The organism is Pseudomonas sp. H1_F01, from assembly GCF_054681425.1.
In genome coordinates this window covers 1,771,529-1,791,492 of the sequence record NZ_CP162823.1, presented here as the reverse complement: position 1 = coordinate 1,791,492, position 19,964 = coordinate 1,771,529, and the positions used below count along the sequence as shown (strand labels likewise).

23 protein-coding genes are annotated in these 19,964 nt (G+C 58.4%); 14 read left to right on the top strand and 9 right to left on the bottom strand.

Features of this window, described 5'->3' with window-relative positions:
* The first annotated feature begins 326 nt into the window (after nt 1–326).
* From AB4O09_RS08225 to AB4O09_RS08205, 5 genes are all read left to right on the top strand, one after another.
* The gene (locus AB4O09_RS08225; RefSeq protein WP_003204807.1) at nt 327–590 is read left to right on the top strand and encodes a DUF2790 domain-containing protein; all 264 of its coding nucleotides are present in this window, start codon (nt 327–329) and stop codon (nt 588–590) included.
* Between the two features lie 31 nt (nt 591–621).
* The gene (locus AB4O09_RS08220) at nt 622–837 is read left to right on the top strand and encodes a hypothetical protein (protein ID WP_003204810.1); all 216 of its coding nucleotides are present in this window, start codon (nt 622–624) and stop codon (nt 835–837) included.
* A 489-nt stretch (nt 838–1,326) separates the two neighbouring features.
* Nucleotides 1,327–2,574 carry a ribonucleotide-diphosphate reductase subunit beta gene (locus AB4O09_RS08215; RefSeq protein ID WP_003204812.1) on the top strand — a complete coding sequence of 416 codons (1,248 nt, stop codon included), beginning with the start codon at nt 1,327–1,329 and terminating at the stop codon, nt 2,572–2,574.
* 340 nt (nt 2,575–2,914) lie between these two features.
* Nucleotides 2,915–3,472 carry a BRO-N domain-containing protein gene (locus tag AB4O09_RS08210; RefSeq protein ID WP_371916762.1) on the top strand — a complete coding sequence of 186 codons (558 nt, stop codon included), beginning with the start codon at nt 2,915–2,917 and terminating at the stop codon, nt 3,470–3,472.
* Nucleotides 3,473–3,722: 250 nt separating this feature from the next.
* Complete coding sequence (locus AB4O09_RS08205; RefSeq protein ID WP_080675449.1) at nt 3,723–3,914, top strand: DNA-binding protein; 192 nt, start codon at nt 3,723–3,725, stop codon at nt 3,912–3,914.
* On the opposite strand, the gene AB4O09_RS08200 is transcribed toward AB4O09_RS08205, so the two are convergent.
* The gene (locus tag AB4O09_RS08200) at nt 3,886–4,131 is read right to left on the bottom strand and encodes a type II toxin-antitoxin system Phd/YefM family antitoxin (protein WP_029866779.1); all 246 of its coding nucleotides are present in this window, start codon (nt 4,129–4,131) and stop codon (nt 3,886–3,888) included. The genes AB4O09_RS08205 and AB4O09_RS08200 overlap by 29 nt on opposite strands.
* Before the next feature lie 519 nt (nt 4,132–4,650).
* Between AB4O09_RS08200 and AB4O09_RS08195 the strand changes: the two genes are divergently transcribed.
* Entirely contained in the window at nt 4,651–5,640 is a 990-nt protein-coding gene (locus tag AB4O09_RS08195; RefSeq protein WP_027912229.1) for a hypothetical protein, read from the top strand.
* Between the two features lie 35 nt (nt 5,641–5,675).
* Here the strand turns inward: AB4O09_RS08195 and AB4O09_RS08190 are convergent, their stop codons facing one another.
* Genes AB4O09_RS08190 through AB4O09_RS08180 form a run of 3 tightly spaced genes read right to left on the bottom strand, consistent with a single transcriptional unit; the run spans nt 5,676 to nt 7,609 of the window.
* Entirely contained in the window at nt 5,676–6,371 is a 696-nt protein-coding gene (locus tag AB4O09_RS08190) for a DUF6933 domain-containing protein (protein ID WP_100264361.1), read from the bottom strand.
* Nucleotides 6,372–6,398: 27 nt separating this feature from the next.
* Nucleotides 6,399–6,749, bottom strand: coding sequence for a hypothetical protein (locus AB4O09_RS08185; RefSeq protein WP_100264360.1), 351 nt, complete (start codon nt 6,747–6,749; stop codon nt 6,399–6,401).
* Nucleotides 6,750–6,793: 44 nt separating this feature from the next.
* Nucleotides 6,794–7,609: a sulfite exporter TauE/SafE family protein gene (locus tag AB4O09_RS08180; RefSeq protein ID WP_460108080.1), complete on the bottom strand. Its 816-nt coding sequence runs from the start codon at nt 7,607–7,609 to the stop codon at nt 6,794–6,796.
* Nucleotides 7,610–7,721: 112 nt separating this feature from the next.
* On the opposite strand from AB4O09_RS08180, the gene AB4O09_RS08175 reads away from it, so the two are divergent.
* Together AB4O09_RS08175 and AB4O09_RS08170 are read left to right on the top strand one after the other, a co-directional pair.
* Nucleotides 7,722–8,498, top strand: coding sequence for an AraC family transcriptional regulator (locus AB4O09_RS08175; protein ID WP_415239352.1), 777 nt, complete (start codon nt 7,722–7,724; stop codon nt 8,496–8,498).
* An 82-nt stretch (nt 8,499–8,580) separates the two neighbouring features.
* Complete coding sequence (locus AB4O09_RS08170) at nt 8,581–8,898, top strand: helix-turn-helix domain-containing protein (RefSeq protein ID WP_003204826.1); 318 nt, start codon at nt 8,581–8,583, stop codon at nt 8,896–8,898.
* 17 nt (nt 8,899–8,915) lie between these two features.
* Here AB4O09_RS08170 and AB4O09_RS08165 read toward each other — a convergent pair whose 3' ends face one another.
* On the bottom strand, nt 8,916–9,974 hold the full coding sequence (locus tag AB4O09_RS08165) for an MBL fold metallo-hydrolase (RefSeq protein WP_028237367.1): 1,059 nt from the start codon (nt 9,972–9,974) through the stop codon (nt 8,916–8,918).
* Nucleotides 9,975–10,165: 191 nt separating this feature from the next.
* Between AB4O09_RS08165 and AB4O09_RS08160 the strand changes: the two genes are divergently transcribed.
* Entirely contained in the window at nt 10,166–10,774 is a 609-nt protein-coding gene (locus AB4O09_RS08160; protein WP_003204829.1) for a TetR/AcrR family transcriptional regulator, read from the top strand.
* 23 nt (nt 10,775–10,797) lie between these two features.
* Here AB4O09_RS08160 and AB4O09_RS08155 read toward each other — a convergent pair whose 3' ends face one another.
* Together AB4O09_RS08155 and AB4O09_RS08150 are read right to left on the bottom strand one after the other, a co-directional pair.
* Nucleotides 10,798–11,331, bottom strand: a complete 534-nt coding sequence (locus tag AB4O09_RS08155) for a DUF1003 domain-containing protein (protein ID WP_003204831.1) — start codon at nt 11,329–11,331, stop codon at nt 10,798–10,800.
* 93 nt (nt 11,332–11,424) lie between these two features.
* Nucleotides 11,425–12,372: a LysR family transcriptional regulator gene (locus AB4O09_RS08150; RefSeq protein WP_027912232.1), complete on the bottom strand. Its 948-nt coding sequence runs from the start codon at nt 12,370–12,372 to the stop codon at nt 11,425–11,427.
* 14 nt (nt 12,373–12,386) lie between these two features.
* Here AB4O09_RS08150 and AB4O09_RS08145 point away from each other — a divergent pair, with 14 nt between their 5' ends.
* Nucleotides 12,387–13,097: a CTP synthase C-terminal region-related (seleno)protein gene (locus AB4O09_RS08145; RefSeq protein ID WP_013694085.1), complete on the top strand. Its 711-nt coding sequence runs from the start codon at nt 12,387–12,389 to the stop codon at nt 13,095–13,097.
* On the top strand, nt 13,094–13,408 hold the full coding sequence (locus AB4O09_RS08140) for an antibiotic biosynthesis monooxygenase family protein (RefSeq protein WP_027912234.1): 315 nt from the start codon (nt 13,094–13,096) through the stop codon (nt 13,406–13,408). The genes AB4O09_RS08145 and AB4O09_RS08140 overlap by 4 nt, the downstream gene beginning before the upstream one ends.
* 1,510 nt (nt 13,409–14,918) lie before the next feature.
* Here AB4O09_RS08140 and AB4O09_RS08135 read toward each other — a convergent pair.
* The gene (locus tag AB4O09_RS08135) at nt 14,919–15,245 is read right to left on the bottom strand and encodes a DUF2025 family protein (RefSeq protein WP_003204839.1); all 327 of its coding nucleotides are present in this window, start codon (nt 15,243–15,245) and stop codon (nt 14,919–14,921) included.
* A 245-nt stretch (nt 15,246–15,490) separates the two neighbouring features.
* Here AB4O09_RS08135 and AB4O09_RS08130 point away from each other — a divergent pair, with 245 nt between their 5' ends.
* The 3 genes from AB4O09_RS08130 (at nt 15,491) to AB4O09_RS08120 (ending at nt 18,256) form a co-directional block, all read left to right on the top strand.
* Nucleotides 15,491–16,618, top strand: coding sequence for a glycerophosphodiester phosphodiesterase (locus AB4O09_RS08130; protein ID WP_003204842.1), 1,128 nt, complete (start codon nt 15,491–15,493; stop codon nt 16,616–16,618).
* 120 nt (nt 16,619–16,738) lie between these two features.
* Nucleotides 16,739–17,053 carry a PepSY domain-containing protein gene (locus AB4O09_RS08125; protein ID WP_003204845.1) on the top strand — a complete coding sequence of 105 codons (315 nt, stop codon included), beginning with the start codon at nt 16,739–16,741 and terminating at the stop codon, nt 17,051–17,053.
* Between the two features lie 180 nt (nt 17,054–17,233).
* Complete coding sequence (locus tag AB4O09_RS08120) at nt 17,234–18,256, top strand: transporter (RefSeq protein ID WP_003204846.1); 1,023 nt, start codon at nt 17,234–17,236, stop codon at nt 18,254–18,256.
* A 65-nt stretch (nt 18,257–18,321) separates the two neighbouring features.
* Here the strand turns inward: AB4O09_RS08120 and AB4O09_RS08115 are convergent, their stop codons facing one another.
* Complete coding sequence (locus AB4O09_RS08115) at nt 18,322–19,947, bottom strand: methyl-accepting chemotaxis protein (RefSeq protein ID WP_013694087.1); 1,626 nt, start codon at nt 19,945–19,947, stop codon at nt 18,322–18,324.
* Between the last annotated feature and the right edge of the window lie 17 nt (nt 19,948–19,964).

The following is a 19,964-nucleotide window of genomic DNA, read 5'->3' as shown; positions in this document are numbered from 1 at the left end:
CCTACAAAATGTCGGTACTAACGTGCAATCCACCAAATCCCCTGTGGGAGCGAGCTTGCTCGCGATAGCGCCTGCCCATCCAATATCAATTCACCAGACAGCCACCGACTCCCAGTCGATTATTACCAGATCAACCAACAGTGTTTATCAAAACCGAGTCTGTTTACCCCCACCCTCACCTTCTAAAATCCACCTCGCCAACCGGCAAACACGATTAGCGCAACACAGCCCCCACGAAGGCCGTTAATCAAACTTCCAATATCAGCTCCACACGCAACCCTAAAAAGGTTGCGTGACCCCACTCGACTTCAAGAAAGGTGAATTAGATGAAAGCTTTATGGGTTCTGGTCCTCGGCAGCCTTTGCGCCACCGCGATGGCAGACGAGCTCCCGACCGATGCTGCACAGCAAAAACCGGCCATCGAGGAGTACACCTACTCCACCCACCTGGACATCGCCAAAGTCATCTCCATGAGCGAAATCCCGAACGTCTGCGAAGTGGTCCCGGCGAAGATGGAATACGACGATTCCAAGGGCCAACGCCACATCCTGCGCTACAGCGTCATGGGCAATGGCTGCTCCAACGGCTGATCAACGTCATCGAACCAGGAACAACTACCAAATGAAAAGCAGATTGATCTTCGCCCTTGCCCTGTCCGTGCTGGCCACCAATACTTTCGCCGCCGACGGTTTTGATCGCACCGGTTCCGCAGCCGCGATCAAGGGTTACGACCAGACGGATTCCGCCACGATCGCCAGTGACGATCACGCCAACACTGACCCCACCGCGGTGGCTAGCGACGGCAGCGATCACACCGGTTCGGCCCATATCGATTGATCATTACTGACATTTTCCACGGCCCGGTTTCGATCGGGCCTGGTTGTGTCTAGAACCGCTTAAACCCCTCCGCAAACACAACATGTAGTGCAAACACGCAAAAAACGCTCGTTTTTTGATCAAAAAAAACTGCAATACGATCCATGCAAAAAAAATCTTCAGCGGCCAAAGCCTTGTAAACCCTCGCTCCCATGCGGATATGCCGCCCACTACCCCTTCTGTGAGCTATTTCGTCGCAGCACGTAGGCAAAAAAGTCCTTATAATGCCGCGTTAAACGGGCCTGCAATATTCCCTTACAGGGGATCACGCCTACCTGGAGCCCACGCAGAGGCCAATCGCCTCCTCGCGTTCACAGCCGCTCCGGAATGACCCGTACATTTTTCTGTTTATTGCCTGCGTCAGCTGCTGCAACAAACGATTTTTCAAGATCCACCGCGGCCAGTAGGCCTTCATCGGGCATCTGGCCCTCACGCAGGAGACGACACGTCATGCTGAGCTGGGACGAATTCGACAAAGAAGACGGCGAAGTTGCTGTAAAAGGCGCAAACGCCGGCCACGCTTCTGAAGCCAACATGGACCGCCTCGACAGCGCCGGCGGTGCCGCCGCCCTGGAAGCCCGGGCCGTGACAGCCAGCGACTCGGCCGCGATCATTCGCGCCAAGGCCGCCCTCGACAAACTCGACGTCGCCGAAGGCCTCGCCGAACTCGAAGGCGCCTCCGCCCGTGTCGCCGTCGATGAAAAGCGCATGATCAACTGCCGCGCCGACCTCAACCAGCTCGTGCCATTCAAATACGACTGGGCCTGGCAGAAGTACCTGGACGGCTGCGCAAACCACTGGATGCCGCAAGAAGTCAACATGACCGCCGACATCGCCCTCTGGAAAAACCCGGAAGGCCTGACCGACGACGAGCGCCGCATCGTGATGCGCAACCTGGGCTTCTTCTCCACCGCCGACTCCCTGGTTGCCAACAACCTGGTCCTGGCCGTGTACCGCCTGATCACCAACCCGGAATGCCGCCAGTACATCCTGCGCCAGGCGTTCGAAGAGGCGATCCACACCCACGCTTACCAGTACTGCATCGAATCGCTGGCCATGGATGAAGGCGAGATCTTCAACATGTACCACGAGATCCCATCGGTCGCGAAAAAAGCCGCCTGGGGCCTGAAATACACCCGTTCGATCTCCGATCCGAAGTTCGAAACCGGCACCCCGGACACCGACAAAGAACTGCTGCGCAACCTGATCGCCTACTACTGCGTCCTGGAAGGCATCTTCTTCTATTGCGGCTTCACCCAGATCCTCTCCATGGGTCGCCGCAACAAAATGACCGGCGTCGCCGAGCAGTTCCAGTACATCCTGCGCGACGAATCCATGCACCTGAACTTCGGCATCGACGTGATCAACCAGATCAAAATCGAAAACCCACACTTGTGGGATGCCGAGATGAAGGAAGAAGCGACCCAGATGATCCTGCAAGGGACCCAACTGGAGATCGAATACGCCCGCGATACCATGCCTCGCGGTGTGCTGGGCATGAACGCGGCGATGATGGAGGACTACCTCAAGTTCATCGCTAACCGTCGCCTGTCGCAGATTGGCCTTAAAGAAGAGTACCCAGGGACGACTAACCCGTTCCCTTGGATGAGCGAAATCATGGACTTGAAGAAAGAGAAGAATTTCTTTGAGACTCGGGTGATTGAGTATCAGACCGGTGGGGCTTTGAGCTGGGATTGATTTGAAAGAAAAATCCTAGGCTGCACACGTAACTAAAACCCCGTGAAAACGGGGTTTTTGTATTCAACGGAACCAAAGCCGCGTTTAACTTCAGGACAGGCACGCCACCTCTGCCCTACGAAAAACTCAGAATCTTTCCGCATTGACGCCGTATCGCCTCGTTACTTATCTTAGTCGCAGGTGCCTAAGAAACGCCCAACGTAGTAGCTAATCGCCGAACATAGAACCGCGTACTGTCTAAGGACATTTGCAACTCTATGTGGAGAAATAGCTAGTTGGGATTTTTCTTACATCCTCTACGTCGGGCTCGCGCCGCTAACCTTTGAACGTAGAGGTCGTTATGCCCACAAAAATTTCACCCTGCTCTCCGTATACCTCGGAGACCCATCTGCCTGATGCTTATATTCCGATCGCTTTCACCCGTCACAACCTCCATCTGCATACCCTCTTGGTTGAAAACCAAGCTTGGTTCAGCGCCTCGGATTTGGGGCGGTTGATGAGCAAGCACCTTGATGAACGCATGACGCGCAAGCTTGACCCTGACCAGCGCCGGATGATGCCCGTGCATGTCCACGGTTTGACTGAAGAGCGTCTGATGTTGAGCGAGTCAGGCGTCTATGCATTGCTGGTTTATCACTACTGCCCTGAATATCGATTGCTGCGTGAGTGGATCACGCATCAGGTAGTGCCAACCCTGCGGGATGAGCGCTATTCGCATAAGGTGGAACGGCCTACGTTGAGCGTGTTGGATTGGCCGAAGATGTCGCTCTGCATGCTGCACTGGCAGGATGAGCCATGGATTCGCCTGCGGGATATGCCCGCGGTGCTGGTGGATGATCCGTTTAGCCAGCATGAATCCTGGTGGCGGAAAGCTTCTCGGATTTTGCGAGGGTTTTGAGAATCAATCGGAAGCCGTCGTCCGTGTTCGGGCGGCGGTTTTTGTTGGGAATATTGAATTGGGGCTGCTGCGCAGCCCAGCGGGAGCAAGCTCCCTCGCCACAGGTGTCAGGTCACAGGTTGGTGTAGGGCTTGGTTGCTGCGTTGTTTTGAAGATCGCGGGCGGGTTCCCACGCTTTGGCAGTGTGGAATAGTGGTTGCGGGAAACGCCCAGTTTTTGTTGGACGAAAAAGGACATATGGGGATATGCAATGACGAACAAAATCAAAAGTGAGGCCTTCGAATCGATTCACAGCTCGGCCGAAGCGCTGCTGAAAATCGGTGCTATCGACAAGGCCACCATGCGAGAGTTTGACGAGGCCTGCATGGCTGAGGTATCTGCTGAAATCTCAGATCAGGAAGATTCGTCTGCACTCAGAGCCGACCCTCAAAACCCTCGATGATGTCCTCGGGGGTGCGCTCAAAATCCGCCGGCATCCGAATCTTTCCCTTCAACCGCCCAGGCTTGCGTGTCTGCGGTGTATCGATATGGGGCAGCAGATCCAGATAAGGCTTGCCGGCCTTGGTGATCACCACCTTGTCGCCCAGCCATGCACGTGCCCCCAGTTGTAAGAGCTGGGACTTTGCTTCTTGCAGGGTTACTTGCACCTGTTCACTCATACGCCGCCTCTCTGGATTTAGCTAAGCAGGTGTAACAATTCCGACCACCTGAAATATCGAGCTAAAAACCAGCATTATGATATCGATTTCCCCAAGTACGGAACTGCGGAACGGACTACCTATATCGCAGCCCAGCGGGAGCAAGCTCTCATGGAACAAATTGCAACCATGTGATTATCGATCGTTCCCACGCTCCTGCGTGGGAATGTCGCCAGGGACGCTCCGCGTTCCGCTTCTGGAAGGTGACGCAGAGCGTCACGGGATGCATTCCCACGCAGAGCGTGGGAACGATCAAATCTGGGACCGTAAAAGGGGCCGCTTCACGCCCAGCGGGAGCAAGCTCCCTCGCCACAGGTTGGTGTCAGGGCGCAGGCGGGTGGCAGGCTTGATGGTTGGGTTGGGTTTGGGAATCGCGAGCAAGCTCGCTCCCACAGGGGGTTTGTGGTGTGTTGAAACTTTGGGTGCAGCCCGCCGCGTCCTTCGGTATTAATACACTTCCTCTCATGGACCCGAGCCCCGATGAAATTCGATACCGCCTACTGCCTCAGCCTTGATACCAAGCTTTCGATCTATGACGTTCGGGATCTGAATTTCGACGAGACCATGGCCTTCGATTCGGCCAAGGAGCGCTTTCAGTGCCCCAACGATGCCTGTCGGGCGGCGTTCGATGAGGACAATCGGCTGACGACGTTCAACGCCAAGAACGTCAATTACATCCGCACGCCACATTTCAAGAACCAGCCAACGACCCGGCATATCGAGGGCTGTCCTTATGTCAGTCCGAAAACGCCGGGGCTGGATGCGGAAAGTGTTGAGGCGGAAACGGGTGACGACCGCGAGGAGCACTTTCCGTCGGAGCTTTTGCTGACTCGGCGTCAGTACGTGCGTAAGCCTTCCGACCTGCCGAAGGATGCTGAAGCAAATCGTCCTACGCCCCCCTCCGTATCTTCCCACAGCGATAACGCTCATTCCGCCCAAGATTCGACACCCGACAAGACCAGCGTCTTCGCCCACCCGGTGGAGTGTTTTGTGTCGAACTTCGCGGACAAGGACCTGCTCAAGCGCAAGCTGTTGAAGATTGGCGAGCACACCGCGCCCTATGGATCGTTCTTCAAGAAGATCGAATACTTGCAGGACAACAAGGGCTTGATTTACTGGGGCAAGATCAAGGAAATCAAGGATTACACGCAAAGCTTTCGCATCGATTTCGAACCCAAGGTCTGGTTCAAGCAGCCGGACGAGGCGAAGAAGAAGCCCTACTCGGTCAACGTTTACCTGAGCAAGAAGCTGATCGATAACTACCGCAAGCGCAAAGCGTTCCTGGAAGAGATCAAGCATGCCGTCGACAGCGACGCGCCGTTGTATTGCTTCTTTTATGGCGTGACGCCGGAGTTGAAACAGGTGCCGAGCAAGAAGAACCCCGAAGAAACGTTCGGGGTGTTCAGTGCCAATATCGAGAACCTGGATCACTTCATTATTCGGGAGGCACTGGGGTTGGCCGATAAGTGACTTCGCCTTAGGCTAGCCGTAGCGCTACGCCCTTTTCATTGCGCGTCTTGAGCAAGTTGACGTTCGAACGCCCGCATCTCCCGTTTCACTTCCATGCGCCGCTCACGTGCGGCCTGGGCCGCGGACTCATCCAAACCGCCATAACGCCGCAACCAGTGGACGATCATTTCTTCGTCCGGGTAGTAATAGTCCTTATGTCCCTTACTGCTTCTCGGGGTGTCATTCATACTGCCGTCGAAGCGGCCTGCAGAGAACTCATCTGAGGGTAACGTGCCCCATTCGGCGGCACAGTCCTCAAAAATCCAGGAAATCTCGTTGAGGTGCTTTTGCGCACCACGGTGGCCACGTTTATAAAAGATGTACTCACGACAATTTTCCTGGAAGCGCTCCATCATCGGTTCATCATCGACCCAGCGAAGAAGGTCGTGCTGCCCCGCGTGACGCATCAGGCCATTGATCCATCGCTCGGAAAATCGCTGAACAAAACCTTCAACATCCGCTTTTTTAGCACCGGCGAAAATCATGCAGTAACGGGTTTGCACGTGGATGACGAACAACACGTGTTTGCGCTGCACGGTGATCACGTGAACCAGCCACTGTTCGTCGAGCTCACCTAGCTCATCGTCCTCGATAACAGGTGATGGTGGTTTCTCTACCGGGGTGACTTTCTTACCTTTGCTCACACGGCTGAAAAAGTTGCTGGCCGCTTCGGTGCAGTTGAAGATCAGCATTCAAATTCTCGGAAAATATTAGAAACGCTAGGCGTCGTCGGTCCATTCAATCTCGAAGGGTTGGCGAACAGCATCAGATACCCTTTCACGTAATTCCTCACTCAGAATCGTCAATTCCTGATCGCTCAGCAGATCGTACGCAATCAGCAATCTCAAAGATAAAGAGATGTCTCGACGTCGACCTACGTTGAACGCCATCGCCAAGCTCTTGTCCCGATCTCGCATGAGGCCGTAGAGCGTGCGATATCGAGCGTGAGCTGATAAAGCTTCGTTCTGAGCCACCGCCTGGGCATCCGAAAGAACGCCTTGGCAGAAGCGTTCTAACGCTAGGTCTCTGAGTTCGTTGTAATGCTTCCAGTCACTGTCGGATATCGACATGCCTCCTCCTTCAACAAGACATCGAGCAACGCTGCATGAAGATTTTATTGTATCGATATGCCCAGCATCACAACGACCAACAATCCAATATAGACCCAGGTGTGAAGCCTATCCGATATCCGTCCAATCCATGGCGTTGCCAGACGAATCCCAACTAACGCGCCGAGTGTCAGCACTGCGAAGGCCATCAAGTCGACGTAACCAACAAACCACGACCCCAAATCAAACTCGGTAAACCCGGCCATGGCCATGTAAGTCAGCGTCCCGGCCACCGCAACCGGCAAACTCAACGGGTTAGCCATGGACGTCGCGCGCGACATGTTCAGCCCGCAACGACGCAATAACGGGACTGTCATGACACTGCCACCCACACCCAGAAAAGTGGCGATGGCGCCGATACTGATTCCGCCTGCCGATACCTCCGCCCTGCCCAATCGCCGTGGGATTACAGCGTCAGCCCGTGTCAGAAAACCGCGTCTGAACAAGCAGTCCAGAATGGTTACACCCAGATAAGCGATGAAGGCATAGCGAATGACTTCGCTACTCGCCCACATCGCGGCAACGGCGCCAACGATAGCGCCCAGGCCGATGAAGCCGCCCAACGGCCACACGTAGTGGCGAATGAGGTTACCGGCGCGGTGATGCTTGGCGGTGGCGATCAGCGCGTTGACGATCATCACGCAGGTCGAGGTGGCCACGGCGATGTGCATCGCCGATTGGCCGATAGGGTCGTCAGCGCCGTGGCTGGCGGTGAGCATGCGGTATAGCAAGGGCACCACGACGAATCCGCCGCCGAAGCCGAACAACACAGCGGTGACGCCAGTCATGCAGCCGAAGAGTGCCAACAAGAGGTAGGACATCGCGCAGCTTCCGTTAATTGAGAGAGGCCGACGATAGAGCGATGGGGCTTGGCCTGCTTCAGCAAGTAAGCCAATAATGTTTGCGTTTACGCCAATCGTTGGATACCGCTCGATGCGCAATGTTTCGATTGACCTGCTGGAGGACACGCCACGGCCAGTAGTGGCTATCGGCACGGATTACCCCGACGGTCATCGGTTGCCGCGCCATACCCATCGGCGCGCGCAGTTGCTCTACGGCGCCACCGGAGTCATGCAGGTCAGCACGGCAGACGGCAACTGGGTGGTGCCGCCGCAACGGGCGGTGTGGATTCCGCCCGGGGTTGCCCATGAGGTACTGATGCTGGGCGTCAGCACTCGAAGTTTGTATATCGAACCGGCCGCGGTAACGACCATGGACGCCCGTTGCCAGGTCATCAGCGTGTCGCCCCTGATGCGCCAGTTGCTGATGGAAGCCGTGGAACTTGCGCCGGATTACGATGAGGCTGGACGCGATGGTGCACTGATCGAGCTGCTGCTGCACGAACTGCTGCGCAGCGCCCATCTGCCACTGCACCTTCCACTGCCTCAAGACCCGGGCCTGCTCGGCCTGTGCCAGGCATTTCTGAAACGCCCGGACGCCCACGTCTCGCCCGCGCAATGGGCGGCGCAATTGCATATCAGCCTGCGCTCGTTCAACCGCCTGTTCAGCCAGCAAACCGGGTTAAGTTTCAGCCAATGGCGACAACAAGCCTGCGTGATGTCGGCATTGTCCCGATTGGCCGTAGGCAATTCAGTGACCCGAATCGCCCTGGACCTGGGCTACGACAGCCCTGCGGCATTCTCCACGATGTTTCGTCGCGTACTGGGTCACGCCCCGAGCGCCTGGCTGGAGAAGACCGCCGGTCATTGATCAAAAAAATGAGATTGATCGGGATTCAAAACAACTGTACAAAAACACAGTGTTTTTTAATCCCATAGCTTTGGAGCCCCCCATGGCCTCTCTCGCAATCAAAACCACCCTGGAACGCATCGCTGTCTATCAATTCACCCCCGCCCACAGTGCACAGGCGCGAGCCATGCTGGGTTGGAGTGTCGAGGAGCTGTCCCGCCAATCCGGCGTCTCGGTCCAGGCCATCCGCCGCTTCGAGGCTGGCGGCGAGTTGCTCGATGTCACTCGCCTGGCCCTGGCCTTTCGCCTGGAAGCCGAGGGCCTGGTGTTCTTCCCCGGCTTCGCACCGGGGCGCGGCATGAACATCAAGGGTGCGACGCCGGACCCGATGGGGCGCTCCGATTACGCAATGATTGAATAACGCCAATCCTGTGAGTGCTATGCGATACCGGCCTGGTCCTGGTACGCCGAGGGCTCCACGTCCAGCCACCAGGCGCGGCCACGTTGCGGATGCGTCAGGGTGAATGCTTCGCCCATTTGCGGCGTGGCAATGTAAACATTGCGCTCCCAGGCCAGGGCCAGGATGCGATCGAAGGGTTCATACCAGGCATGCATCGCCAGGTCGAACGTACCGTTGTGGATCGGCAGCAGCCAACGGCCCTTGAGATCGATATGAGCCTGCAGGGTCTGCTCCGGCTGCATGTGGACGTGGGGCCAATCGACGTTATAGGCGCCGGTTTCCATCAGCGTCAGGTCAAAGGGACCATATCGCTCGCCGATGCGTTTGAAACCCTCGAAGTAGCCGGTGTCGCCGCTGAAGAAGATTCGCGTGGCGTCGTCGATCATCACCCACGAGGCCCACAAGGTGCTGTTGCTATCGAACAGGCCGCGCCCGGAAAAGTGCTGGGAGGGCGTGGCAACGAATTCGATACCGTCCACCTCGGTACCTTGCCACCAGTCCAGCTGACGCACCTTGCTGGCGTCGACCCCCCATTTGATCAGGGTGTCGCCCACGCCAAGGGGCGCCAGGAAGTGGCGAGTCTTGGCCGCCAGCTGGAGGATGGCCTGATGATCGAGGTGGTCGTAATGGTCGTGGGAAAGAATCACCGCTTCGATCGGCGGCAATTCTTCCAGGCTGATGGGCGGCTGATGAAAACGCTTAGGGCCGGCCCATTGCACAGGTGAGGCACGCTCGGAGAACACCGGGTCTGTCAGCCAGAATTTATCCCGCAGCTTGAGCAATAGGGTGGAATGGCCCAGGCGGAAGACGCTGTTGTTCGGCGCCGCCAGCAGCGCAGCGCGCGTCAGCGCTTGAACCTCGATGGCGCCCGAAGGCCGAGTGGTACGCGGCTTGTGGAAGATCAGGTTCCAGATGATGCGCAGGGTGGTGCCAAAACCTTCCCGAGGCGTGAAGGCATGATTGCGATACTTGCCCTGTTCATGCCGGGATGCGTCATGGGCGGACGGATTGTCGGTCGAAAGAGAGGGAATGGTCATGGTGCGATAACTCCAAGGGCGTCGGCGCAATTGCGCTTCGCCGTTGTGGGACGCTGGATGGCCGTTGCATGCACGCTCAGCCGCTTGACTCTAGAAACTACACCACTCGGTGTAGTTTCTAGATTGCATGAATCCCGGGAGCAAGTAAACTGCCGAGTGTAAGTTCTCTCATCTCAACCGACGAATTGCCCATGACCGTACCGCAGCGCCTTACCGAGCGAAAACGCGAAGCCATCCTCCAGGCCGCGATTGCTGAATTCCGTAGCAGCGGTTTCGAGATCACCAGCATGGACAAGATCGCGGCGACTGCCGGCGTATCGAAGCGCACGGTGTATAACCATTTTCCGAGCAAGGAAGAATTGTTTGCCGAAATTCTAAATCGGTTATGGAACAGCATTACCGCAGAACAGGACATGCCCTACAGCCCGCAAAAGCCGCTACGGGAACAGCTTCAAACGTTGCTGCAAGCCAAACTGCATATGCTGGCGGACGAGAACTTCCTCGACCTGGCACGCATCGCCATCGCCGCAACCATTCATTCCCCGGAGCGTGCCCAGGACATGGTTTCGCGCATGGGCCAGCGTGAAGAAGGCCTGACGGCCTGGATTCGCCAAGCCCAGGCCGATGGTCGGTTGAAACCCGCGGAGCCGGCATTTGCCGCCCAGCAAATGCATGGGCTGCTCAAGACGTTCGCCTTCTGGCCGCAGGTTTCGATGGGGCAACCCAGCCTGACCCAGGATGAGCAGGCCCAGGTGATCGAATCGGCCCTCGACATGTTCCTGAGCCGTTACCAGGCTTGATCAGAAAGTCCTGGAATGTAGGGCTACTGCACCGATGGGTTGTGCACGACCTTCTGGTGCATTTCAGTGGTCAAGTTGTCGATACGCTCGGTCAATGCCTTGGTCATTTCCGTCAGGCGGGTGTTCTGCTCCAACAACTCAAGCAACTGCGCCGTATTCTGCGCGGCCTGGGCCTGGCGCTCGCTGTTGGCGATGGCCAAGGCTTCACGATGCTGAGCGTCGGCTTCCGCCTGGGCTTTGTCCCGAGCGGCCTGGCGGGTTTGCGCCAGCAAAATCAGCGGCGCGGCATAGGCCGACTGCAGGCTGAACGCCAGGTTCAGCAAAATGAACGGGTAGGCATCAAAATGAAAGACCCCCACTAGGTTCAGGCTGACCCATATCAGCACGATCAGGGTTTGCGCTCCGAGGAACATCGGCGTCCCGAAAAAACGCGCGAACGCCTCCGCTCTCAGCGCAAAGCGGTCATTGCCAAAGGTCGGCGCCAGATGCGCGTGAGGGCGATGAAAGCGCAAGTGGTCAACGGGTGCGGCGGGAGTGGGTTGGGAAGACTTCGTCATCGTGATGTTCTCTGCCAAGGGCTGGTGCTCAAGGCACTATAACCGTTGGGGGAACGTCATCCATTGAGCCATGCACACCTTGCCCGTTAAAAGTCAGCGCCAGCGCAGATTGCGCCCCAGCTCATCGAACAAGGTCACCACCGAGCGCAAGGCCCGGCAGTCGGGGCGGGTCAGGAGCCACAGAGCTGTGTCATACCCCTCCAGCGGTTCGCCAAGGGGCATCAGGCCCTGGTGTTCATCGATCAGAAAGTCCGGCAGCGCCGCCACACCCAAGCCGGTTCGCACCAGTTCGGTGACCGAGAGCATGCTGTTGCAGCGATAGGCGGGCACCACGCCGGGTAGATGCTGACGGCGCCAGGCCACGGTGGGGTGATCCGGGAGAAAATCGTCCGGCGCGATCCAAGTCATGGAAGCCAGGTCATCCGTATTCGCCGAGCGCAGGTAGGTGGCGCTGGCGCATACCCGGTAAGCCACATTGCCCAGATTTCGACCGACCAGGTGTTCCGGCGGCGTACGGGTCAGGCGTAACGCAATATCGGCATCGCGGCGGCTCAGGTTGGCGAAGTCGTTCGAGGTGCTCAGCTCAAGGGTCAACGCCGGATAAGCGGGCATGAAGCGCGCTAGCGCAGGTAGCAGCAACGCTTGCAGGACCGAGTCGCTGCACGTCAGGCGTACCGTCCCGCTGATGACCTCGCCGCCCTGCTCCACCCCCACCCGCGCCGCCTCCAAGGCCTGTTCGGCGCGCTCGGCTTGTTCGGCCAGTGCCTGGGCCAGGCCCGTGGGCAAGTACCCGGCACGGCTTTTTTCGAACAAGGGCTGGCCCAGGGCCGCCTCCAGCCGACGTACCGAACGAAACACCGTGGACACGTCCACCTGCAGCAGCCGCGCGGCCCGGGCCAGTGTGCCGCCACGGACCAGTGCGAGGATCAGGGACAGGTCGGGATAGTCCAGACGATAGTGCGCTGCTGCATTGATCACTTGGATAAACGCCAATATTGATTGCGTGAACGCCAATTTATAGTGGCGACCAGGAATCAACAAGCGGCGAGTCTCTCATGGAAAAACAGCGTCCTTTACACATCGCCCTGGTCGGCGACCACGACCCACATATCACCGCTCACCGGGCGATCCCCATCGCACTTGAGCTGACCGGCGGGCAAACCGGCCATGACATCCGCATCCAATGGCTGGCAACGCCGCTCATCACCGACAACGCAGTGCTGGAGGATTTCGACGGTATCTGGTGCGTGCCGGGCAGCCCCTACCAAAACGAAGCCGGCGCCTTGCAGGCGATTCGTTTTGCCCGCGAACAGCGTCGCCCTTTCCTGGGCACCTGCGGTGGTTTTCAACATGCCGTGCTGGAATTCGCCCGTAACGTGATGGGTTGGGCCGACGCCGCCCATGGCGAAACCGATCCCGAGGCTGAACGGGCGCTGTTGACGCCGTTGAGCTGCGCGCTGGTCGAAACCATCGACAGCCTGCAACTCGAGGCGGACTCGTTGATTGCCAAGGCCTATGGCCGCCTGATGGTATTCGAGGGCTACCATTGTCGCTTCGGGGTCAACCCGGACTTTGAAGAGGATTTGCTCAAGCAGCGCCTGCACCCCGTGGCCCGGGACTCGGCCGGCGGCCTGCGAGCGGTGGAGCTGCGGGATCATCCGTTCTATGTCGCCACGCTGTTCCAGCCAGAACGTGCCGCATTGGAAGGGTGCGTGCCGCCGCTGGTCAGCGCGTTTGTCGAAGCCTGCGCCAGGACAACGCCATGAGCGCCCACTACTACGCGGTGATTTTCACCTCCCGGCGCACCGAGGGGGACCAAGGCTACGCCGAAGCCGCCGAGCGTATGCTGGCCTTGGTTCAAGAGCAGCCGGGGTTTCTCGGTGTCGAATCGGCGCGTGGCGAAGATGGTCTGGGGATTACCGTGTCCTATTGGAGCGATGAAGCGGCGATCCTGGCCTGGAAGCAGCATCCCGAACACAGCGCGATCCGTGAGCGCGGCCGCTCCACCTGGTATACCCATTGCCATACGAGGGTGTGCAAGGTCGAACGCGACTATGCCTTCCAACACCAAACCTGATGCCAGGATACAAAACCTGATGTAGAAGCAGGATGTTCACAGATCCTGCCTTCACCACAAATCCCCTGTGGGAGCTGAGCTTGCTCGCGATGGCGGTGGGACAGCTTGCAGCGATGTTGAATGTGCCACCCCCCATCGCGGGCAAGCCTTGCTCCCACATTGAATCTCGAGGGAAGGGCACAGATCCTGCCTTCACCACAAATCCCCTGTGGGAGCTGAGCTTGCTCGCGATGGCGGTGGGACAGCTTGCAGCGATGTTGAATGTGCCCCCCCCATCGCGGGCAAGCCTTGCTCCCACATTGAATCTCGAAGGAGGGGCACAGATCCTGCCTTCAGCACAAATCCTCTGTGGGAGCTGAGCTTGCTCGCGATAACGGTGGGTCAGCTTGCAGCGATGTTGAATGTGCCGCTGCCATCGCGGGCAAGCCTTGCTCCCACATTGAATCTCGAAGGAGGGGCACAGATCCTGCCTTCACCACAAATCCCCTGTGGGAGCTGAGCTTGCTCGCGATGGCGGTGGGACAGCTTGCAGCGATGTTGAATGTGCCACCCCCATCGCGGGCAAGCCTTGCTCCCACATTGAATCTCGAAGGAGGGGCACAGATCCTGCCTTCAGCACAAATCCTCTGTGGGAGCTGAGCTTGCTCGCGATGGCGGTGGGACAGCTTGCAGCGATGTTGAACGTGCCACCCCATCGCGGGCAAGCCTTGCTCCCACATTGAATCTCGAAGGAGGGGCACAGATCCTGCCTTCACCACAAATCCCCTGTGGGAGCTGAGCTTGCTCGCGATGGCGGTGGGACAGCTTGCAGCGATGTTGAATGTGCCACCCCCCATCGCGGGCAAGCCTTGCTCCCACATTGAATCTCGAAGGAGGGGCACAGATCCTGCCTTCACCACAAATCCCCTGTGGGAGCTGAGCTTGCTCGCGATGGCGGTGGGACAGCTTGCAGCGATGTTGAATGTGCCACCCCCCATCGCGGGCAAGCCTTGCTCCCACATTGAATCTCGAGGGAAGGGCACAGATCCTGCCTTCAGCACAAATCCTCTGTGGGAGCTGAGCTTGCTCGCGATGGCGGTGGGACAGCTTGCAGCGATGTTGAATGTGCCACCCCCATCGCGGGCAAGCCTTGCTCCCACATTGAATCTCGAAGGAGGGGCACAGATCCTGCCTTCAGCACAAATCCTCTGTGGGAGCTGAGCTTGCTCGCGATAACGGTGGGTCAGCTTGCAGCGATGTTGAATGTGCCGCTGCCATCGCGGGCAAGCCTTGCTCCCACATTGAATCTCGAAGGAGGGGCACAGATCCTGCCTTCAGCACAAATCCTCTGTGGGAGCTGAGCTTGCTCGCGATGGCGGTGGGACAGCTTGCAGCGATGTTGAATGTGCCACCCCCATCGCGGGCAAGCCTTGCTCCCACACTGAATCCCGGGGGGGGGCGCAGATCCCGCCTTCACCACAAATCCTCTGTGGGAGCTGAGCTTGCTCCCACCGGGGTCAAGGTCGTGGCTTCAGCCTTCCACCAACTGCCGCACCGCCACGATTTCCGGCAGGTCGCTGCGGGCCATGTACACCCGTAAAGGTTCGGAGAGGTTGATCCGGTCGTCGATGTGCTGGTCCAGCAGCAACTGGATGCGCTCGCGCTTGAGGGCCATGGTGCCGTCCGCCACGGGGGCCCAGACAAATTCGCAGGTGGGGATGATGCCGTCGTCGGCCACGTCCATGCCGAAGGCGTCTTCGCTGAACCGCACGATGTACTGGCCAGTCTTGCGGTTCAGGCCGACAAAACCCTTGAGCTGGTCGGCGGCCTGGCAGATGAATGTCGAAGTGGTGCGCATGGTAAACCTCATGGATACGTCCCTCGGGACGTCTGATCAATGGTTTACACGCAGGGCAAGCGGACACAGGATTTGAGGTTTCCCTCTGCCGGGGAAACTGATGCGGCAAGGGTACTGCAAAGCGGCCTGGAAATGCGTGGGAAAAATCTTCTTTGCACAGGTTTATGTCGGTATGGCGATAGCGCCGACAGCGTTCAGTTGTTAAAAGATAGTTTTTTGCACACACCTACGAAAGGATTTCGAGCATGCCTGTCACCTTCACCCGCACCGCCTTGATGCTGAGCCTGTTGCTCGGCTTCGGCCAGACCCAAGCGTCCGAGGCCCCGAGCCCCAAGGCCCTGGCAGCCCTCCAGGGTATTCCACATCCGGCGGTCATCGCCCATCGCGGCGCCTCGTTCGACGCGCCGGAATCCACCGCTGCTGCCTACAAGCTGGCCCGCGACCTGGGCGCCGACTACCTGGAACTGGACCTGCAACGCAGCAAGGACGGCGTGTTGTTCGTCCTGCATGACGACAGCCTGCTGCGCACAACGGATGTCGCGGTCAAATTCCCCGAGCGCAAGGACAGCACCGCCAACGAATTCACCATGGCGGAGCTCAAAACCCTCGATGCCGGCAGTTGGTTCAACACCGCTTACCCGGACCGCGCGCGACCTTCGTTCGCCGGCCTGAAAATCCTGACCCTCGATGAAGTGATCAATATCGCCGAGGGCAACCCGCAGCAAAAACCCGGGCTGTACATCGAGACCAAGGCGCCGAAGCTGTTCCCCGGCATTGAGCGCGACCTGAAGGACAAACTGCAGGACCGCGGTTGGCTGAGCCCGGCCGGGTCGAAACTGGCCAAGCGCGCCACGGGTGTCGGCCAGGGCAAAGGCAAAGTGGTCTTGCAGACCTTTGAAAAGAGCAGTCTCGAACTGCTGCACAAAGAGATGCCGAAGGTGCCGAAGATCCTGCTGTTGTGGGTGGGCGAAGGCAACATCGAGCCCAAGTCCAAGGTGCCTTTTGCCGAGTCCGGCGAAACGGACAAGGCCGCCTATTACGCCAAGCAGGAACCCAAGGATAAGGCAGAATTCGAAACATGGATTCAGTACGCCAAGGCCCAGGGCGCCATCGGTACTGGGCCGTCCGCGGCGTTGACCCATGGCGGCAGCCAGAGTTACGCGGACCTGGTGCAGCCATGGATGAACCAGTACACCCATGACCAGGGCCTGCTGGTGCATGTCTACACTGTTGATGAGCCGGTGGACTTCAAGAAAGTGATGAACGCCGGCGTGGATGGCATTTTCACCAATCGGGCCAGTGAGTTGCTCAAGTACTTCAAGCGTCCCGAAACAGGCAGTGTGGCGCAACTATTGGAGAAGAACGGTTACTGAGGAATCAGGGCCGGATCGGTGCAGTCGCTGCAAGTTTTCCGAATTAAGGGTGAATTAAGTTGCCACAGATAATCTGAGCCCACTTAAACGAATCACCCTTTAACGACAAAGGAAAGACCTATGAAAACTTTGACTGCCCTGTTTACCGTTGCCGCCCTGACCCTCACCGCTGGCCTGGCCCAGGCGAAGGATGTTCCGGCCACCCAGATTCCCCAACTGGTCAAGGAAGGCAAGATCAAATCAATGGACGAACTTAAACAGATCGTCGAGAAGCTGCACCCGGGAGCGACCATCGGACTTGCTGACTTGGATGAGCGTTTCAACGGTTATGAATACGAAGTTGAAGTACGTTACCCAGATGGCAGAGAGTTTGACGTTGAACTCAATGCCGCTACCGGAGAGGTCTTGGAAAACAAACAAGACCGAGATGACTGATTTAATCCATGTAGAGCCGCGCAACTTTCAAGTTGCGCGGCTCTTTTGCGTGCGTATGTAAACGGCTAACGGTCCAAGTGACACAGCCACCTGTCACAAAACCTTCAAAAAACCCTGCAATGATGCCGCTCAAGTGACCCTGTTGTCGCCGCGACAGGCACTCCCCGCCAGCGAGCCCTCATGAACCACAGCATCGACCAAAGCCATCGCGATCCGGACCTGTTCGGCCTGCTTTACGGATTTCGTTTCCGCCCCGGCGAGCGTGGCAGGGAGATCGATTCGGCCCAGGCCCTGCAAAGCCTGCAACAACCGCAAGACGCCGACGAATTCCTCTGGCTGCACCTGAACCTGGCCCACGCTGCCTGCGAGCGCTGGATGAAAAGCCACCTGGCCTTGCCCCAGGAATTCTTCGAAGCCCTGCACGAAGGCTCGCGCTCGACCCGCATCGAACATGTGGACTCGGCATTGCTGGCGGTGGTGAACGATGTGGTGTTCAACCTCAGCAACCTGGTGTCCTCGGATGTATCGACGTTGTGGGTTTGCGTGCACAGTCGGCTGATCATCAGCGCGCGGCTGCAACCTTTGCACTCGGTCGACAAGCTGCGCTCATCGGTCAAGGCCGGCGAGTGCTTTCGCTCACCGCTGGAACTGCTCGTGCATCTGCTGCGCGACCAAGGCGAAGTGCTGACCCAGATCGTGCGCAAGACCAGCCTCAACGTCGATCAGATCGAAGACCAACTGCTCTCTTCGCGACTGTCCACCAACCGCTCCGAGTTGGGCGCCCAGCGCCGAGTGCTGGTACGCCTGCAACGCCTGCTGGCCCTGGAGCCAGGCTCGTTGCTGCGCCTGCTCAACCGCCCACCGCAATGGCTGCAGAAGGAAGACGTCAAGGAGTTGCGCAAGTCCACCGAGGAGTTCGCCCTGATCATCAACGACCTCACCGCCCTGGGCGAGCGGATCAAGCTGCTGCAGGAAGAGATCGCCGCCAACCTCAACGAACAAAGCAACCGCACGCTGTTCACCCTGACGGTGGTCACGGTCCTGGCATTGCCCATCAACATCATTGCCGGTTTCTTCGGCATGAACGTCGGCGGCGTGCCGCTGGCCGGTGATCCGGAGGGCTTCTGGATCCTGGTGGCGCTGGTGGCAACCTTCACCGTGATTGCAGGCCGATGGGCATTTCGCAAGCGGCGCGATTATTGAGATTGATCCACCTCAGGTTCGCATAAGCTTTTGTGGCGAGAGAGCTTGCTCCCTCGCCACTGGGGTTAGGCACTCAACCGCGCCGTCACTTCATTCAACTGCCCCGACAACCCATGCAAATCCCGACTGGCCGCTTCGGTGCGCTGCACATTGTCGAGGTTGGTGCTGGCGATGCAGGTGATTTCGGTGAGGTTGCGCGAGATGTCTTCGGCCACGGAGGTCTGCTCTTCCGCGGCGGTGGCGATCTGGCGGTTCATGTCGCGAATCGCTTCCACCGCCTGGGTGATGCGTTCCAGCATGGCGCCGGCCTGGGTCACCTGCTCGACACTTTCTTCACTGCGCGACTGCCCGCTTTCGATGGCCTGGGCCGCGTCCACTGCGCCAGTCTGCACGGTCTGGATAATCTGATTGATCTCGATGATCGATGACGCCGTGCGCTGGGCCAAGTTGCGAACCTCATCGGCGACCACCGCGAAACCACGTCCGGCCTCCCCCGCCCGGGCCGCTTCGATGGCAGCGTTGAGGGCCAGCAGGTTGGTCTGCTCGGCAATCCCGCGAATCACTTCAAGCACTTTACCGATGCGCCCGCTGTCGGTTTCCAGACGACGGATCACCGTGGCCGTGTTGGCAATCTCGCCGCGCATCTGGGTGATGGTGTGGATAGTGCCCTGCATCACTTTCTCGCCCTGCTGCGCCGAGTGATCGGCATCATCGGCAGCCCGCGCCGCATCGGCGGCATGGCGGGCAACTTCCTGGGCGGTGGCGGACATCTCGTTCATTGCCGTTGCCACCTGATCGGTGCGTTCGAATTGTTCGCTGGTGCCTTGGCTCATCAGGCTGGCGATGGCATTGAGTTCACCGCTGGCACTGTCCAGCTCCGTGGCACTGCGTTGCAGGCGCGTGAAGGTTTCGGCGAGGAAATCGCGCAAGGTATTGGCCGCCAGGGCGAGATCGCCCAGTTCGTCCTGGCGATTGCTGACGACCCGCTCGGCGAAACGACCGTGACTCAATTGGGTCACGTATGCGATCAGGTTGCGGATAGGCTGCACCAGATTGCGGTTGACCATCCACAGGCTGAACACCCCAATCAGCAGGCCTGAGACCAGCATCACCACAGTACCCAGCAGAATGGTCCGGTCGGCCCCGGTACTGATCGACACCGATTGCTCGCTGCCCATCTTGTGCAACTCGGCGACCAGCTCACTCATCTGCTCACTGGCAGCACGGTCGACGCCCTTGACCGCTGCATCACCAGCCGTCGCATCAGCACCTGCCGCCACAAACGCGTCCCGGCCCTTCTGGTACGCCGAACCCAACTGACGGTGTTCGTCCCGCAGGCGTTCAATGCGCGCCTTGATTTGGGCTGGGAGGTCCTTGTGCCCGATCAACTCACCCAGAATGCCCTGGACATCGTGCTGGCGTTCCTCGAATTGCTTCCAGTACTTATCCAGGTCCGCTGGCTGCTTGCCGCGCAACAGGACGTTTTTCCATTCCTGGACCTGCACCTTGAATTGCAGGTTGGCCTCGTCGATCAATTGTGAGGCGCGCAACGGGCCATCAATCAGTTGGCGATAATTCTGGACACCCTCGGACAGGAAATGGAAGGACGCCAGGGCGATCAGCAGCATCGCCAACAGACTGCCGCTGAGCAGGGCAAGGATCTGGGCTCTCAAGGATTTTTGTAGAAACATGGAAAGAATCTCGTGGG

Coding starts and splice junctions, on each gene's coding strand:
- AB4O09_RS08180 (WP_460108080.1), bottom strand. CDS start 7,609: ATGTCCTACCTCTTGTTGGCACTCTTCGGCTGCATGACTGGCGTCACC.
- AB4O09_RS08135 (WP_003204839.1), bottom strand. CDS start 15,245: ATGCGCACCACTTCGACATTCATCTGCCAGGCCGCCGACCAGCTCAAG.
- AB4O09_RS08200 (WP_029866779.1), bottom strand. CDS start 4,131: ATGAGTGAACAGGTGCAAGTAACCCTGCAAGAAGCAAAGTCCCAGCTC.
- AB4O09_RS08215 (WP_003204812.1), top strand. CDS start 1,327: ATGCTGAGCTGGGACGAATTCGACAAAGAAGACGGCGAAGTTGCTGTA.
- AB4O09_RS08165 (WP_028237367.1), bottom strand. CDS start 9,974: ATGACCATTCCCTCTCTTTCGACCGACAATCCGTCCGCCCATGACGCA.
- AB4O09_RS08195 (WP_027912229.1), top strand. CDS start 4,651: ATGAAATTCGATACCGCCTACTGCCTCAGCCTTGATACCAAGCTTTCG.
- AB4O09_RS08225 (WP_003204807.1), top strand. CDS start 327: ATGAAAGCTTTATGGGTTCTGGTCCTCGGCAGCCTTTGCGCCACCGCG.
- AB4O09_RS08205 (WP_080675449.1), top strand. CDS start 3,723: ATGACGAACAAAATCAAAAGTGAGGCCTTCGAATCGATTCACAGCTCG.
- AB4O09_RS08160 (WP_003204829.1), top strand. CDS start 10,166: ATGACCGTACCGCAGCGCCTTACCGAGCGAAAACGCGAAGCCATCCTC.
- AB4O09_RS08210 (WP_371916762.1), top strand. CDS start 2,915: ATGCCCACAAAAATTTCACCCTGCTCTCCGTATACCTCGGAGACCCAT.
- AB4O09_RS08125 (WP_003204845.1), top strand. CDS start 16,739: ATGAAAACTTTGACTGCCCTGTTTACCGTTGCCGCCCTGACCCTCACC.
- AB4O09_RS08185 (WP_100264360.1), bottom strand. CDS start 6,749: ATGTCGATATCCGACAGTGACTGGAAGCATTACAACGAACTCAGAGAC.
- AB4O09_RS08140 (WP_027912234.1), top strand. CDS start 13,094: ATGAGCGCCCACTACTACGCGGTGATTTTCACCTCCCGGCGCACCGAG.
- AB4O09_RS08155 (WP_003204831.1), bottom strand. CDS start 11,331: ATGACGAAGTCTTCCCAACCCACTCCCGCCGCACCCGTTGACCACTTG.
- AB4O09_RS08115 (WP_013694087.1), bottom strand. CDS start 19,947: ATGTTTCTACAAAAATCCTTGAGAGCCCAGATCCTTGCCCTGCTCAGC.
- AB4O09_RS08145 (WP_013694085.1), top strand. CDS start 12,387: ATGGAAAAACAGCGTCCTTTACACATCGCCCTGGTCGGCGACCACGAC.
- AB4O09_RS08220 (WP_003204810.1), top strand. CDS start 622: ATGAAAAGCAGATTGATCTTCGCCCTTGCCCTGTCCGTGCTGGCCACC.
- AB4O09_RS08170 (WP_003204826.1), top strand. CDS start 8,581: ATGGCCTCTCTCGCAATCAAAACCACCCTGGAACGCATCGCTGTCTAT.
- AB4O09_RS08130 (WP_003204842.1), top strand. CDS start 15,491: ATGCCTGTCACCTTCACCCGCACCGCCTTGATGCTGAGCCTGTTGCTC.
- AB4O09_RS08190 (WP_100264361.1), bottom strand. CDS start 6,371: ATGCTGATCTTCAACTGCACCGAAGCGGCCAGCAACTTTTTCAGCCGT.
- AB4O09_RS08120 (WP_003204846.1), top strand. CDS start 17,234: ATGAACCACAGCATCGACCAAAGCCATCGCGATCCGGACCTGTTCGGC.
- AB4O09_RS08175 (WP_415239352.1), top strand. CDS start 7,722: ATGCGCAATGTTTCGATTGACCTGCTGGAGGACACGCCACGGCCAGTA.